The following is a 14637-nucleotide window of genomic DNA, read 5'->3' as shown; positions in this document are numbered from 1 at the left end:
AAGGGCGTTCGATTTATCCCGGAATACCAGGCCAAATGATGGCGGGAGCGGTACTGGTATCTACTCGGGCCAACAAAACACGGTATTTTCGCCATGCGTTAAACCTGGCTTTTTCGTCGTCCGTCGCCATACCCAGATCAACCGCATCCTGCAAGGGTTCGATATGCTCGCTGGCGATTTTAACAAGCGCGGCCTTGGTGGCGTTAGCTGCCGAAATTTCCGCCTCCTGCTGCGCAGTCTTGTCTGTAACCCAGCGTTCACCGTTCCATTTATCGTATGGTGTAGCGGGTTCGTAAAGCGTGATATCTGCGGGATAATCGCCCGGCACAGTAATTTGTAGGGGTTCGCCTGTTTCGATACTCCAGACAATTTCACCGCGATGATCAGCCAGGTACTCCCACCCGGTCAGCTTTCTGTTTCGGCAGACCACGTATCCATCCTTTGCGGTTAGAGGTTTGTCAGTGCAGGAATTTGCGGGAATGCTGACACCTACCGGCAGGTATTCGGTAGACTGAGATAAATGAACCCGCGTTTGACTGTCGTAATTGAATACAACAATCTCACCTGCCACGATGGCAAAACCATTTTCTATTATTGCAGTCTGCATTATGCGGCCCTCACGATGTAATTAAAGGCAATGTTGCGCGGACGCGTTTCTGCTCCCCCCACAATGCTTGAACTTAACGAAGTAGCTGTTCGCCTGGTGTTTTTTGTTCCTTCCTGCACGCAGTTGTAATCATCCTGCCCGATAAGCGTTCCTGTGTTGTCAATATCAGTCGGATTGAGTGCATTTACTGATGAACTCAGGGTTAACATTTCGTCCGAGTTGCTAAGGTTAATTAAAGGAATTTCCGTTCGATTCACCCCTGCATAGAAATAGGACTCATGGCGGTGCGCTTTGAAATCCTCAGTCTGACTGGTAAATACTCCACGGCCAGAATCAACCCCACGTCCGTCATCCCAGCCACGCAAAAATTCCCCACGTAAGTCGGGCAATTTCAGGCCAGGGTAGGCCTGGGCCAGCTTTGGGTACTGCACAGCGGTAAAGGCCGCCCCGTTGCACTTGAGCCATCCTGCAGGTGCTGCAGCAAGTGGCCATGGAATTGGCACACCCACAGGCAAAGCAGAACCGGCCCCCAGGCCAAGGTTGTTAAGGAATACAGCAACATCAGCAATATCTGCACCGTTAGCCGATTTATCCATTTTCCCGGCAAGCGCATTAGTTACGGTAGTAGCAAAGTTAGGATCGTTGCCTAACGCTTTAGCCAGTTCGTTCAGTGTATCCAGCGCTCCTGGAGAGGAATCAACAAGCGCGGCAATTGCCGCCTGCACAAAGGCAGTGTTGGCAATCTGGGTGGAATTATTTCCTGCCACCGCCGTCGGCGCTTTCGGCGTCCCCGTGAATGATGGACTGGCCTTTGGTGCATACTGCGAATGAGGATCAACAGCAGCAAGATGTTTTGCCATCAGGTCATCCACATACACCTTAAGCTCCAGCACCTTATCATCCACATATTTGCGGGTTGCCAGAACCACTGCAGGGTCAATTTTCAGGGTGATGTTATCGGTGCTGCTGGTAATCAGTATCATACGCACGGTCTGCGTGCGTCCGCTGCCCTCCGCCAGCTTCGGCTTATAGCTCTCCGGGCAGTTTCCCACAGCAATCAGCGCACCTGTTTCATCAAACAGGCCGACTTCACGAATCCACCACCCGCCCTCATTTTCCGGGATCACCTGCTCAGCAATAATCTGGCTGCTGTTCTGCGGATCGATATACAGCATATTCAGCGCTGCACGGCGCTCCTCAGCCACTAACGCGGTCTGTTGCGCGTTGGGTGTGGGCAGCGCACCGCCACCGCTACCCACCGCCATATGGGTAATTTTAAGCGGGACACCGAGCGCGGCGGCGCTAGCCAGTTTCGCCGCGCCGATATCCGTCAGCAGGGTGTAAAATTTTGCGCTCATGGGTTCACTCTCATTGTGTCAATAACATGGACCGCCCCGCCCTCATAAACGGTGCCGCCGGAAATAATGGTTTCGTTGATATACGGGTAGATCGTGATTTCTTCGCCGGTGTAGGTGGCTGCGCCCACAAAATACGGGCCGCCTGTCTGCAGGTTGATGGACATACCAACCAGGTGACGGCTGCACGGTTTGGCGTCACCGATCAGGCGCTCCAGCTCCAGATAGGTTTCTTCTGTTATGCCCTGGTCCTGCACGCCAATATCCAGACGGAACGTCCCTGGTGTTTCGCCAGTCTGCCACCACTCAATGATGCGGATCAGAAAGCCGAACGGCTCCACCACGCGCCGCACGGCGCTGGTTGTCCCCTTGTGCTGATGGATATAAAAAGCGTCCTGCACAACGCGGCGCTTGACGCTTTCTGTCCAGCTCTCATCCCAGCGGTCAACAGAAAACGCCCAGGCCAGATAAGGCAGGAATCTGACCGGGCAGGTTGACGGATTCCACAAATCACGTAGCGATACCTGCAGATCGGAAATCCCGCTGCAGGTCTGCGCCAGTCGGCGCTCAAGCGGCGACGAACCCGGCGGCAACAGGCTATTCATCTGTGCCCCCGTTGGTGACGCTCCATTCAGTACAGGATGCCGCCTGCGTCTTATCCAGCACCACATCACCCAGCGGGGACGTCAGCTCCACACGCTGGACGCCCTCCACATGCAACGCGGCATAAATGGCGCTGCGGCGGATATCACGTCCCAGCCGCGTCTGACTGACGATGTATTTCTGCAGACTGGCTTTTGCTTCTGCCATCACCGGCTCAGCCTCCGGCCCCGGATAAAGGAAGATCGTTGCGTCCACGCTGTACGGAATAATTTCAGCGCTGCGCACCGTCAGGCGGTCTGCCACCGGGCGAACCTTTTCACTGTTAAGCGCCTGCTCAACCACTGCCAGCAGGTCAGCCCCTGCCGTACCGTCACCCTCGCGGCTCAGTACGGTAAGCACCACCTCTGCCGGTGCCGGACTGGTTGCGCTGGCATCAGCCACCCGCCCGTCGGCGCTTCTGGCGTGGAACTCATAGGCTCCCGTCGGCCCTGCAACGGACAGCCCCTCAAATGCTGCAGGAATGCGCTGGCGTAATGCTTCATCACTTTCCATCACTGCGGCGACCGGCGGCACTGCGTCATTATCGGCAGGGACTACCGTCAGGCGCTTCACGTTGCAGTTGCCTGCCAGTTGCTCAAGGTCATTTCCCGTGGAATAGGCCACCATGACCGCCTGCGCAGCCTCATTAATTCGCTGACGCAGCAGGATTTCGCGGTAAGTATTTTCCTGCAGCAGTTTGGTGACAGGTTCTGACTCCAGCGCTAACGTGCGCATAACGGCCTCCTGTTCATCAGCCGGATGAAGGGCCACAAAGGCGGCCTTGCGTTCTGCCAGCAATGCCTCAAAGTCCGGCACGTCCACAATCTGCGGCGGCGGTAGCCGGGAAAGGTCAATAACTGCCATTGTCTGCTCCTGTTGATACAGAAAGGGAAACCGGCGCGCCGTTATTGCTGTGCCCTGTAAGTTCAACCACCATAGAGCCGTCAAAATTGCCGTTGATGATGATGGAGTCCAGTGTGAGGCGCGGCTCCCAGCGGTTCAGCGCCACATAGACCGCAGACATAATCTGCAGGCGTAGCGCCGGGCTCTGTGGCTGGTCAATCAGGGCAGACAGCAGGGAGCCATATTCCCTGCGGGCAAGACGGCTGCCCTGCGGCGTCAGCAGAATATCCCGAACCGACTGGCGCAGATGGTCCGTATCTGCAATGGCCTGCCCGTCATTCCTGCTCATACCGATATACAATGTCATACCGGACCTCCCGTGTTAGCGCCGCCTTTCAGAACACCTGTATGCTCATGGTCATCAACTACGATCCCGTTAGAACTCATTGCGCCTCCGCCCTGGGTGACGCCGCCATTGATCACTATGTCACTGTTAATACGCGTTCTGTCAGCCTCCACTACAAACTCACTGGTTTTGAGGGTGATATTATCCGCCGCCTCGATCACCATGGATTTGATACCCCGGACATGCCATCGTCCGGTGGCGGGTTCATACTCAAACCAGCCCCCGTCCGGGTACTCCGTCACGCAGCCGTCCACGGAATCCGACGGCGGAGGAAACTGATTGGAGTAGATGGCGGGCAGCACAAAAGCGGTTTCCAGATTGCCGCCCATACTCAGCACCACCACCTGCTCATCCGGCGATGGACACCACCATGTACGGGCACCACCGGCGCGCAGCGTCAGCCAGTTAATCCAGTTGGTTTCAAGCTCGCCCACTTTCACCCGGCACAGCCATTTCTTCCGGTCCACTTCGGTCACAATGCCGGTGCGGATCAGATTGGTGATAAGGCGCATGATTTCGGTAAGTTGTACGTTCATACGAATATGTTGAACGCATTTGGGATTGGAAGAAAAATTTCAGGGTTGTGTCATCCATGACACAAAATTGGTTTAGGCACTTAATGTTTTCAAATAATGTTGTTCATACTCTTTTACACGTGCTTTAAGGTCTTTATTTTCATTATTCAACCAACTATAAATGTAATTAATCTCAACATTACCCGGTTCAGAATTTCTATATCCTTTCGCTTGCTTTAGTATATAGATACCATTTGAAAGACCAAGCTCTATGGTGAGTCTATTACGTCCAGCGCTTGAATATTTATATATATAGCTTTCCCCGTTCAAAGCCTTCATTTTATAAGAAGCAAGACAGTGTTCCATTTCTTTCCCTTCCCTAATAAGTCCATTAACTGAAGCGATAAACTCTATACCATCCCATACACTTATACTTGGTTCCTCAAACCAAATATCATCTTTTATATATTTCGTAGTATCTCGTAACTTCTGAGTCCATCTATCATGAAGTTGTTGTACCTGCTCTACATTCGAACAACTCAAGACAATATCGTGGGATTTTTTTATACCTATATTCTCCCCAATTCTTATACTATCTCGAACCAATCTTTCCAGATAGGCCATACCAATTTTATATTCTCTAAAAAAATCCTTTTTAGACTGACAAAGATGGTTAAGTAAAACAGAACCCGAGAATAACTTATATCTACTCGCCATATAAAGCTCTTGAATAGCAACGGTCTTACTATGTCTATAATCCTCAATAACCTCTTCATCTCTTAGAATTTTCGAGAGCAAACTAAACTCATACTTTCGACCATGCAACAACATTGTTTTTTTTAATAACGTTACCAGTCTTTCCTGAGGAGGCGTGCCAGCGACAATAGAAAGCAAAATTTTCCTTTTCATTCTTGATAAATATTCCACAGTATGAGCGTTATGACCATAATAATTATCAAGAACAATTCCCCAAGCCAAGCTTGAGCAATCAAAATATAACTCAGAGAGTGACTTGCTCGTATTTATAGCATTAAATAACTCAATTTGAGCATCGTTATAGCACAATATCCTCTCAATATTAGAATGAATCTCAATATTAAGCATATTAATTAAGTGCTCAACACAATCCTTACCAACAACCTCAACATTGAATAACGGAATACCACAATCTATTTCACCTCTCTGTACGTTAGACTCATGATGTATATCTGATAAAATCTGACCATCTCTGACATACACTTTTATCGCCAACGGAATAACAGATGAAAATGATATTACGATTTTATTTTTTAGAAGATATAATTTCATCCTTCCCATCCTCTAAACTCGACATTATTTTCTGCAACTCAATCATTAAACCATTAAGCTTTACTTGTTGATTAGCAGTAAACGCATGAGCAAAGTTTTCCTTTGTAACTTCTAATTCAAGCAGTCTTGTCTTTGCCAGCACGATCGATAACTCATTAAAATGATCGACAGCAATTTTCCCTTTTCTTGTAAATTCACCCAACTCCAATTCTATAAACCCTAACTTAGCTTTCGCTGTATTGCTTTCCACTAAACGATTCAGTAACAAATTTATGGGCTTATATAAAACACAAATACCAAAAATAAAAGCAGTTGGCCATGTAAGTAAAACTTGAAGTATTTGAATAAAATTTTGCATTACAATTCTTCATTGAGTTCTAGTTTAGGAATACTTTATCATAACTTTTGTAGAACTATGATGGATTTGTGATTCCTAAAGCTCCACCTACCTCACAAAAAATCAACTTATCAATTGATAAACAGTGGTGTTTAATTCCAAGATCACTTCAGTGGGTGAGCATCACCAAGAGAGAGGAATGAGTTAGAGTCCAGAAGATAGTGCCAACAAAATCACTCTAATAACCAGCGAAACAGAGTGTCACGGGTAACGGTTTCCACCTCATCATTTACACCCAGCAGGCGACGCTCAGCATAGCGGACCTCCGGGCCTTTACGGCTGATGCGGTCACGCAGGCCGTAGTGGTGAACACGGGCAATGCGCTGCACCTTGCCTTCAAACTGCACGCTGGCAGAGTCGGAACTGGCTGCAGTTTTCAGGTATTTTGTGGTGCGAAGCTTTGCAAACATCTGGCGTTTGATACGTCCCTTCTTGCTGCGGGCTGTCACCCGGCGCGGCTCATAGCCGCTGCCGTCAGGATTACGCTGCAGCCTGATGTTCTGCTGCTGCGTCCGGCGCAGCTGTTGCGCCAGTTGCCGCATCATACGGCTGCGTACTGCAGGTTCCAGATTTGCCAGCAATGCCGTTAGCCAGTCATCCACCCTCTGCAGCTCATCCACGTTTCACCGTCCACATTTCCTCGAATCCGTCAGGCTCCGGCACCGCTTCAACGCTCGACACATTACCGTCAGTGCTGACCAGTACACGCTCCGTCAGTTGCAGATTCAGACTGATATCGCATACATCATTGCGCAGAATATCCACTTCAAAGGTGAACAGTTTTTCGCGCAGCTCCGGGTTGTTGATGGCGTCCGGCTGGTTTTCTCTGAGCCACAGCAACACGGGAGCCATCAGCAGATTCTGGTCGCCGCTGAAATCCTCGATCACCACGTTCAGGGTGTAGCGGTATTCCCATGACATAGAGCTGGCACCGGTTACCACCAATGAGCCGTTATCAACGAAAAGGTGCAGCTTATCCGGGTTGTTGCGGACATACGCCACCGCTTTATTGAGGGCGCTGCGCAGGGACTGCGGTTTGTTCACTGTTTCGCTCCTGACACGCAACTATCGTATCGACTTTATCAGCACAGACCGCCCAGGCGGCCTCTGTTTCATCCAGCACCGCATTAAGATCACCGTTACTGCGCGGCGCTGACCTTTCCAGGCGGCACTGCGTCACTCTGGGACAGCCATTCACGGTAAGCTGCACCTCCGGCAAGGGCCGGACGTTCGCGCAGCCTGATAATGTCAGCAGGCAAAGGAGCGTCAGCCCAGCGGCGCAAATCCTCGTTTTCACGTTTCAGTTCCTCGATCCGGCGCTGGCGGCTTCGCAACAGTGCTGTAGATTGTTCCGCTGCCGCATAAAGCCGCGTCTGCTCCCGGCTGTTTGTTTCGGTCAGAATGGACAGGCCGATCAACTGACTGTTCTTCTTCGCCAGCTCCTGCCCTTTCGTTTCCAGCTCACGTCCCTGCGTCTCGATGGTGTGACTGGCATTGTTAAGCCGCCACGACTGCCAGCCCAGCGCCGCAATAGCCAGCGCCAGCACGACCGCCAACAAGCGCGTCATGCCCCAGTTCCTTTTAAGCACCAGGCCAGTTCCCGCGTGCGGCGGTTCTCCAGACCTTTATTTTTCACACCGTTAACATAAATCCAGCGCGGTAGCTGGTTGCATGCCTGCCACCACTGCTGGCGATTGATATATGACACCATGGTTGACCTGCAGATCGCGCCGGTCCCCACATTGAAACCAATACTCACCAGCGCATCGTAGACATGCTGCGGGGGCTTAACCGTCAGGCAGGCATCCAGCCTTTTTTCAGTCAGTAGTACATTGTTTATTAACCCCTGCGCCGCCTGCCGTTCCGTGATAGTTTTCCCGGGCACCACCCCAGATGTATTTCCGATCCCGTCAGTCCAGACACCTGCGCTGCACTGATACGGCTGCAGACGACATCCCTCGTAATCGGCAATCAGTTTCAGCCCTTCAACGGAGGTTTTGAGCGACTGGAAACCTGGCAGCGTGGCGGCGATAGCCAGCACAACCCCGACAAGACAGCGCTTAACGATTGAAGGATTCATATTCCCCCCGTGAAATTTTGCCATCGCGCAGCAACCTGAAAGACTGGTGTTTGTAGTACCAGTTGATAGCCAGCATCAGCACACCAATCAGCACGCCGCCAACCGTTGATGCATCCTTGAGCGACAGATCGCCCAGCCATGCCAGCAGTACGGCGATGCAGTAAGTGATAAAGGCGCTGATTCGTTCAAGCGTCATAAATTCAGTCCCATAGCTGGACGGTCTGCGCCGTGGTTGACGCCGTAATGTCTGGCAGTTCCACCTGCAGCCCGTGCGGTAAAAATGGGCCGTACTCTGCCAGCCCGGGATTTGCCTTCAGAACCTGCTCAGTGACCCCCTGCGTGCGCCCGTAATGACGCCAGCAAAGCGCGTCCACCGTGTCATACTGATGCGCACGCACTTTCATCAGATAAGCTCCACCGTACAGTGCGGCGCATCCTGCACCCGGCTGATGGCCCAGCGGGCATCACGCCACAGATCACCGCAGGCCTCCGCCAGCTCCTCCCCTCGCTTCACGCCTGACGCCGTGGCGTCATAGTCCTGATAACGCTCATTAAGCACAGCGCGCGCCCAGCAAAAAACAGCGTTGTGGTAGTGCTGGATACGCTCGCTTTTGCCGTCCAGCATTTCTGCCGGAACGTCTACAAGTGTCTGCCAGCCCAGCATCTGCTGACGCTTGCGGAAGTCGTACAGCTCAGCGTTAACCTCAGAGATCGCCGTCAGCACGACCTGCTTTAAACGCGGCTGCGTCACCGTGCCATCAGTGCGCATCACACTGCGAAATTCCGACAGATCCACATCAGGCCAGAACGGCGTATTTTTGATGACCTCCGTCTGTTCCGGTGCCTGTTCGGGCGCAACAAACTTCATGCGGCTTTCTCCTGAATAAGTGGGCGGTGGACGGGGTTTTGATATGGCAGTGCCTTTCGCCACCCCGTGCCGCCCGTGCGCGGGGCACGTTCTTTAGCGGCTGTCATTGCGCAGTCTGCGCTCCAGCTGCTGCTTTTCTTTTTTCACGCCACAGCGGGGATCAAGCTGCAGTGCATGGTTAAGGTGATTCAGGGCAGATGCCGGGTTGCTTTCACTCAGTACAGCGCCGATGGCTTTATGCAGGCGCGCCCGCGACTGGTCCGGCATATCCAGATCGGTTGTCAGGTCCAGCGTCTGCAGGAGCAGATCGGCATCAAAACCAGCAGCGGCAAGCAGGGCGCTTTGCGCCGCGTCTGCCATTTCTTCTGCCAGCACGGTCTGCACGTTACGGTTGCCCAGCGGCATCACCCAGCCATGGCGCAGCGCATGACGCCCGATTTCCAGCGCACCGGCATAATCACCGGCGTCGATACGCCACAGCATCACGTACATCAGCACGTCATCCTGCTGCGCACCTCCGGCAGCCAGCACGCCCTCCGCCCAGGCGGAATATTTCGGCAGCAGCTCCACCTTGATTTCCGCCTTTTTCACCGTGGACTGGACGCCCTTGAGGCGGCGGCGGTCTTCTGCCAATTGGAGCAGCATCAGGTCATAGCCCGACGCATGGCGAACACTGCCGCCCTCGCGGGCGGCCTGCTCGGCCTGAATGCGCAGGCGGTGCTGCCGTGCGGGACTCAGGCTCATGCGTTACTCCTCAGCTTTCGGCGCGGCTGGCGCGCTGAAATCGCCGATAGTGATGTTTTCCACAAGTGCCGCGCAGCGGTAGTCTTCGACCACGTAGGCCTCGTTCACCGATTCGAAGTTTTCGATGCGGTCACGTTTCGGGTTGTCGATAACAGAACGGCGGCGGGTGTCTTCCTGCCAGTAGATGGACAGATTATCCAGACGGGTGATCAGCAGGGCATTTGCCGGGAAGAAAGGCGCGCGCACAGCCTGCAGGCCGCCCATGCGTTTCTGGCTGATGATCAGATCGGCGGCGATTTTCTCGCTGTTGTCCTGCTCTTTGTTGACCAGCGGGAAATACTTGTCAGACAGCAGTTCACGTCCGCAGACAACAACCAGCTCGTCATCATCCTGATACTCCACATCGATCAGCTCGTTGACGGTATCCATCACCACCGCGTCAAGATTTAGATACTTACCACCCGTACCTACTTTTACCGGCTCCGCCGTAGTAGTGCCGTCTTCTGCGGTTTTGCTACCCATGACATGATCCGGCGCGTCTTCGCGGATTTTCTGCAGCCAGCCTTTATTGACGTCCTGCAGCAGCGGGTTTTCAGCACGGTTGGACGTTTTGGCACGCTTCACGCCGTTGAAGCCTATCATGATGCGATCCAGCGCCTGACGCTTGACGATGGCGTTGCGGATACGCACCTGGAAGTCCTGGAACTTGGCCCACAGGTCCAGTTTTGCGTAGGTCAGCACCGTATCAAAGTTGGTCTGTTCGCATTTGTATTCCACGTCTTCCATCAGCGTCGGATCGGTAGGCTCGCGCTCTTTGGTGGTGGTATCGGTGGTTCCGGCAATGGTGCTGCCAACGCCCAGCCCCAGCAACTGCCCTGACTGCTCAGTGACCGGCGTGATGTTAATCAGTGTCAGGAAAGCGGCGGACTGCTGGATCTGGTCTTCCAGCGTCTGCTGCACGGACGGCTCCACGGTGAACTTGCTGGAGAGTTCTTCAACCTCCACACCGTTCAGGCGCGCCAGTTGCTGCAGGTAAGCGTTAAAGGCAAAGCGGGTTTTCTTTTTCATCGGGTTTTATGCTCCATCAGCAATTGGTCAGGGTACCTGCCGGTGCGTCACCGCCCGGCGCGCGCTGGCGGTAATCCTTGCGGCTGTCTTCACGGCTCAGCTGCTGCTGTAACTCGGCAAAGGCGATCTGCTGTTCCTGCAGGGAGGACTCCAGCTCAGAAAGGCGCTGGTCCTGATCGGACAGGGATTTATCCGTGCGTTCGCTCAGGTTCTGCTGCTCGGTTACGACCAGTTCCACAGCTTTATGCACATCAGAGAAGCGCGCATCGTCGGTCTGCTCTTTTTTGGTGAACAGCGCGGTTACGCGGGCAAAGAGGGACGGTTTTTCGTCCTGGGCTTCTTCCAGTTCGATCTGCGTTTCTTCGGCAGCGGTAAACAGGTTTTCAGGGTTCTGCTTACGGTTCGCCAGCGGGTTATGGGCGGCGCTGGCGCTGAATGCCAGCATTTCGGTGCCGAGACTTGCCGGATCGTCAGTTGCCGCCAGCCCCACAAGGTAGGCTTTGCCGGTGTCGGCAAACTTCGGGCTGACCTCCATGGAGGTAAACAGCTTCTGGCCTTTTTTCACCAGTGCCACCAGGGAGTCCGTCGGCTCCACGTCGGCGTAAAGAGCCATCTTGCCCGCTAGCGGACCGTCCTGGATTTCTTCTGCAACCAGCGCCGTCACTTTGCCGTAACGGTTGAAGGCACTGTCCGGGGAATAAGACTTGATATGCTCCAGGTTGATCAGCGCGGTATAGACCGTCGGGTTGTAGCTGGCCGCCATTTGTTCCAGCCATTCACGCTGGATCTCGCGTCCGTCGGTAGTGGCACCTTCCACCCCGATACGGAAACGCTTTGCTTTCACTGTCATGAGCCGTGCTCCGTTAGAAATAACTTACTGGAGCCTTATGTTTGCGGTGATGGGGGGAGTGAGACAACGCGCGGTATTTGTACGGTAAACCACACAAACCGCAACCGGGGAAAGCCGCCATCCAAGGCCGTATGTTTGGGCCATGAACACGACACTGACCCCCGCAGACCTCGATCCCCGTAGGCAGGCCATGCTGCTGTACTTTCAGGGATACCGCGTAGCCCGCATTGCTGAAATGCTGGGCGAAAAAGTTGCAACCGTTCACAGCTGGAAAAAACGCGACAAGTGGGGCGACTATGGGCCGCTTGATCAGATGCAGCTCACAACCGCCGCTCGTTACTGCCAGCTCATCATGAAGGAGCAGAAAGAAGGGAAAGACTTCAAGGAAATTGACCTGCTGGCGCGCCAGTCAGAGCGCCACGCCCGGATCGGCAAATTTAACGACGGCGGGAACGAAGCTGATTTAAACCCGAAAGTTGCCAACCGTAACAAAGGCCCGCGCAGGCAACCGGAAAAGAACGTTTTCACCGACGAACAGATCGAAAAGCTGGAAGAAGTCTTCCACGCCTCTATGTTCGACTATCAGCGCCACTGGTTTGAAGCCGGGAAAACAAACCGCATCCGTAATCTGCTCAAGTCGCGCCAGATTGGCGCAACGTTTTATTTTGCCCGTGAAGCATTGATTGACGCCCTGCTGACCGGGCGCAACCAGATTTTCCTTTCTGCCAGTAAGGCGCAGGCACACGTTTTTAAGCAGTACATCATCGACTTTGCAAAAGAGGTGGATGTTGAGCTGAAAGGCGACCCGATGACGCTCAGCAACGGCGCGTGCCTGTACTTCCTCGGCACCAACGCCCGCACGGCGCAGAGCTACCACGGCAACCTGTACCTGGATGAATATTTCTGGATACCGAAATTCCAGGAACTGCGCAAGGTGGCCTCCGGTATGGCCATTCACAAGAAATGGCGACAAACCTACTTTTCCACGCCGTCCAGCCTGACCCACAGCGCCTATCCGTTCTGGTCTGGCGCGCTATTTAACCGGGGCCGTGCCAAAGCGGACAAGGTGGATATTGACCTGACCCACAGCAACCTTGCGCGCGGCCTGCTCTGCCCTGACGGACAATACCGCCAGATCGTCACCGTGGAGGATGCGGTGCGCGGCGGCTGTAACCTGTTCGACCTCGACCAGCTGCGCATGGAGTACAGCCCGGACGAATACCAGAACCTGCTGATGTGCGAATTTATTGACGATCTGGCGTCAGTATTCCCGCTCAGCGAACTGCAGGCGTGCATGGTGGACAGCTGGGAAGTCTGGACCGATTTTCAGGCTCTGGCGCTGCGCCCGTTTGGCTGGCGAGAAGTCTGGATCGGCTATGACCCGGCGAAAGGTACGCAGAACGGTGACAGCGCAGGCTGCGTTGTTATGGCTCCACCCACTGTACCGGGCGGGAAGTTCCGCATTCTGGAGCGTCATCAGTGGCGCGGGATGGACTTCCGCGCCCAGGCGGACGCTATCAAAAAACTAACTCAGCAGTACAACGTGACCTATATCGGCATCGACTCGACCGGCGTCGGGCACGGTGTTTATGAGAACGTAAAAGCGTTCTTTCCTGCCGTGCGAGAGTTTGTCTACAACCCCAATGTCAAAAACGCCCTGGTGCTCAAGGCGTACGACATTATCAGCCACCGCCGTCTTGAGTTTGACGCCGGGCACACCGATATTGCGCAGTCCTTTATGGCAATCCGCCGCGCCACTACCGCCAGTGGCAACCGCCCAACCTACGAAGCCAGCCGCAGCGAGGAAGCCAGCCATGCCGATTTGGCCTGGGCAACGATGCACACACTGTTTAACGAACCGCTGCAGGGCGAATCCGCCAATACCAGCAATATTGTGGAGATTTTTTGATGAGTGAACTCGAAACCCTAACCAGCGCAACGCCAACAGAAGCTACAGCGCCTAAAAACGCAGGCGTAACTGCCGAGGCTTTCAACTTTGGCGATCCGATCCCGGTACTGGACCGCCGCGAACTGCTGGATTACGTGGAATGCGTGCAGATGGACCGCTGGTATGAGCCGCCCGTGAGCTTTGACGGGCTGGCCCGCACATACCGCGCCGCCGTGCATCACAGCTCGCCGATTGCCGTTAAGCGCAACATCCTGACCAGCACATTTATCCCGCACCCGCTGTTGAGCCAGCAGGCATTCAGCCGCTTCGTGCAGGACTATCTGGTGTTTGGCAACGCCTACCTGGAGAAAAGGACCAACCGGCTGGGCGGTATTCTATCGCTGGAGCCATCACTGGCGAAATACACACGACGCGGGATCGATCTCGACACTTACTGGTTTGTGCAGTATGGCATGACCACTCAGCCGTATGAGTTCACCAAAGGCAGCATCTTTCACCTGATGGAGCCAGATTTGAACCAGGAAATATACGGCCTACCGGAATATCTGTCCGCCATTCCCTCCACCCTACTGAATGAATCTGCCACGCTGTTTCGCCGAAAGTATTACATCAACGGCAGTCATGCAGGATTTATCATGTACATGACCGACGCAGCACAGAACCAGGAGGACGTGAACAACATCCGCCAGGCCATGAAAAGCGCAAAGGGACCCGGCAACTTCCGCAACCTCTTTATGTACTCGCCGAACGGGAAAAAAGACGGTATCCAGATCATTCCGCTGTCAGAAGTTGCGGCAAAGGATGAGTTTCTGAATATCAAGAACGTGAGCCGCGATGACATGATGGCGGCACATCGAGTGCCGCCGCAGATGATGGGAATCATGCCGAGCAATGTTGGGGGGTTTGGAGATGTAGAGAAGGCCAGCCACGTATTTGTCCGAAATGAACTAATGCCACTACAGAAACGACTGCAAGAATTGAATAACTGGCTTGGCGAGGATGTTGTTAAATTCGAAAAATATGAGTTAAGCGTTGTCTGAAAAAG

The 14637-nt window shown here is 53.6% G+C and carries 21 protein-coding genes; 2 read left to right on the top strand and 19 right to left on the bottom strand.

Features of this window, described 5'->3' with window-relative positions; translation table 11 throughout:
- Nucleotides 1-13 precede the first annotated feature (13 nt).
- The 19 genes from OGX86_RS17920 to OGX86_RS17830 form a co-directional block, all read right to left on the bottom strand.
- Nucleotides 14-607 (bottom strand): tail fiber assembly protein, encoded by a 594-nt coding sequence (locus OGX86_RS17920; RefSeq protein WP_286640342.1) that lies wholly within the window; start codon nucleotides 605-607, stop codon nucleotides 14-16.
- A complete protein-coding gene (locus OGX86_RS17915; RefSeq protein WP_286640341.1) occupies nucleotides 607-1965 on the bottom strand; it encodes a phage tail protein in 1359 nt (452 codons plus the stop codon). Before OGX86_RS17915 ends, OGX86_RS17920 begins: the two co-directional genes overlap by 1 nt.
- Entirely contained in the window at nucleotides 1962-2567 is a 606-nt protein-coding gene (locus OGX86_RS17910; RefSeq protein ID WP_286640340.1) for a phage tail protein I, read from the bottom strand. Before OGX86_RS17910 ends, OGX86_RS17915 begins: the two co-directional genes overlap by 4 nt.
- Complete coding sequence (locus tag OGX86_RS17905; RefSeq protein ID WP_154807309.1) at nucleotides 2560-3468, bottom strand: baseplate assembly protein; 909 nt, start codon at nucleotides 3466-3468, stop codon at nucleotides 2560-2562. The genes OGX86_RS17910 and OGX86_RS17905 overlap by 8 nt, the downstream gene beginning before the upstream one ends.
- Nucleotides 3455-3814 carry a GPW/gp25 family protein gene (locus tag OGX86_RS17900; RefSeq protein WP_094888624.1) on the bottom strand — a complete coding sequence of 120 codons (360 nt, stop codon included), beginning with the start codon at nucleotides 3812-3814 and terminating at the stop codon, nucleotides 3455-3457. Before OGX86_RS17900 ends, OGX86_RS17905 begins: the two co-directional genes overlap by 14 nt.
- The gene (locus OGX86_RS17895) at nucleotides 3811-4389 is read right to left on the bottom strand and encodes a phage baseplate assembly protein V (RefSeq protein WP_286640339.1); all 579 of its coding nucleotides are present in this window, start codon (nucleotides 4387-4389) and stop codon (nucleotides 3811-3813) included. Before OGX86_RS17895 ends, OGX86_RS17900 begins: the two co-directional genes overlap by 4 nt.
- A gap of 72 nt (nucleotides 4390-4461) precedes the next feature.
- Complete coding sequence (locus tag OGX86_RS17890; RefSeq protein WP_286640338.1) at nucleotides 4462-5676, bottom strand: PcfJ domain-containing protein; 1215 nt, start codon at nucleotides 5674-5676, stop codon at nucleotides 4462-4464.
- On the bottom strand, nucleotides 5651-6034 hold the full coding sequence (locus OGX86_RS17885) for a hypothetical protein (protein WP_061382261.1): 384 nt from the start codon (nucleotides 6032-6034) through the stop codon (nucleotides 5651-5653). Before OGX86_RS17885 ends, OGX86_RS17890 begins: the two co-directional genes overlap by 26 nt.
- Before the next feature lie 212 nt (nucleotides 6035-6246).
- Nucleotides 6247-6693, bottom strand: coding sequence for a phage virion morphogenesis protein (locus OGX86_RS17880; protein ID WP_275399167.1), 447 nt, complete (start codon nucleotides 6691-6693; stop codon nucleotides 6247-6249).
- Entirely contained in the window at nucleotides 6686-7117 is a 432-nt protein-coding gene (locus OGX86_RS17875) for a phage tail protein (RefSeq protein ID WP_286640337.1), read from the bottom strand. The genes OGX86_RS17880 and OGX86_RS17875 overlap by 8 nt, the downstream gene beginning before the upstream one ends.
- Entirely contained in the window at nucleotides 7080-7328 is a 249-nt protein-coding gene (lysC, locus tag OGX86_RS17870) for an Rz1-like lysis system protein LysC (RefSeq protein WP_286640369.1), read from the bottom strand. Before lysC ends, OGX86_RS17875 begins: the two co-directional genes overlap by 38 nt.
- A complete protein-coding gene (gene lysB, locus OGX86_RS17865; protein ID WP_286640336.1) occupies nucleotides 7213-7641 on the bottom strand; it encodes an Rz-like lysis system protein LysB in 429 nt (142 codons plus the stop codon). Before lysB ends, lysC begins: the two co-directional genes overlap by 116 nt.
- Nucleotides 7638-8153: a lysozyme gene (locus tag OGX86_RS17860; RefSeq protein WP_286586932.1), complete on the bottom strand. Its 516-nt coding sequence runs from the start codon at nucleotides 8151-8153 to the stop codon at nucleotides 7638-7640. The genes lysB and OGX86_RS17860 overlap by 4 nt, the downstream gene beginning before the upstream one ends.
- The gene (locus OGX86_RS17855; protein ID WP_001397650.1) at nucleotides 8134-8349 is read right to left on the bottom strand and encodes an HP1 family phage holin; all 216 of its coding nucleotides are present in this window, start codon (nucleotides 8347-8349) and stop codon (nucleotides 8134-8136) included. Before OGX86_RS17855 ends, OGX86_RS17860 begins: the two co-directional genes overlap by 20 nt.
- Nucleotides 8350-8353: 4 nt before the next feature.
- Complete coding sequence (locus tag OGX86_RS17850) at nucleotides 8354-8557, bottom strand: tail protein X (protein ID WP_001397651.1); 204 nt, start codon at nucleotides 8555-8557, stop codon at nucleotides 8354-8356.
- Complete coding sequence (locus tag OGX86_RS17845; protein WP_286640335.1) at nucleotides 8557-9021, bottom strand: head completion/stabilization protein; 465 nt, start codon at nucleotides 9019-9021, stop codon at nucleotides 8557-8559. The genes OGX86_RS17850 and OGX86_RS17845 overlap by 1 nt, the downstream gene beginning before the upstream one ends.
- Before the next feature lie 93 nt (nucleotides 9022-9114).
- On the bottom strand, nucleotides 9115-9765 hold the full coding sequence (gene gpM / locus OGX86_RS17840; RefSeq protein WP_000059173.1) for a phage terminase small subunit: 651 nt from the start codon (nucleotides 9763-9765) through the stop codon (nucleotides 9115-9117).
- Between the two features lie 3 nt (nucleotides 9766-9768).
- A complete protein-coding gene (locus OGX86_RS17835) occupies nucleotides 9769-10833 on the bottom strand; it encodes a phage major capsid protein, P2 family (protein WP_286640334.1) in 1065 nt (354 codons plus the stop codon).
- A 16-nt stretch (nucleotides 10834-10849) separates the two neighbouring features.
- Nucleotides 10850-11683: a GPO family capsid scaffolding protein gene (locus OGX86_RS17830; RefSeq protein ID WP_286640333.1), complete on the bottom strand. Its 834-nt coding sequence runs from the start codon at nucleotides 11681-11683 to the stop codon at nucleotides 10850-10852.
- 142 nt (nucleotides 11684-11825) lie between these two features.
- Between OGX86_RS17830 and OGX86_RS17825 the strand changes: the two genes are divergently transcribed.
- The gene (locus OGX86_RS17825; protein ID WP_286640332.1) at nucleotides 11826-13592 is read left to right on the top strand and encodes a terminase ATPase subunit family protein; all 1767 of its coding nucleotides are present in this window, start codon (nucleotides 11826-11828) and stop codon (nucleotides 13590-13592) included.
- Nucleotides 13592-14632: a phage portal protein gene (locus OGX86_RS17820; RefSeq protein ID WP_286640331.1), complete on the top strand. Its 1041-nt coding sequence runs from the start codon at nucleotides 13592-13594 to the stop codon at nucleotides 14630-14632. The genes OGX86_RS17825 and OGX86_RS17820 overlap by 1 nt, the downstream gene beginning before the upstream one ends.
- The last annotated feature ends 5 nt before the right edge of the window (nucleotides 14633-14637 follow it).

Origin of the sequence: Citrobacter sp. Cpo040 (assembly GCF_030332915.1) — a bacterium.
Lineage (GTDB): Bacteria > Pseudomonadota > Gammaproteobacteria > Enterobacterales > Enterobacteriaceae > Citrobacter > Citrobacter portucalensis.
This window is presented reverse-complemented; position numbering and strand designations above follow the sequence as displayed.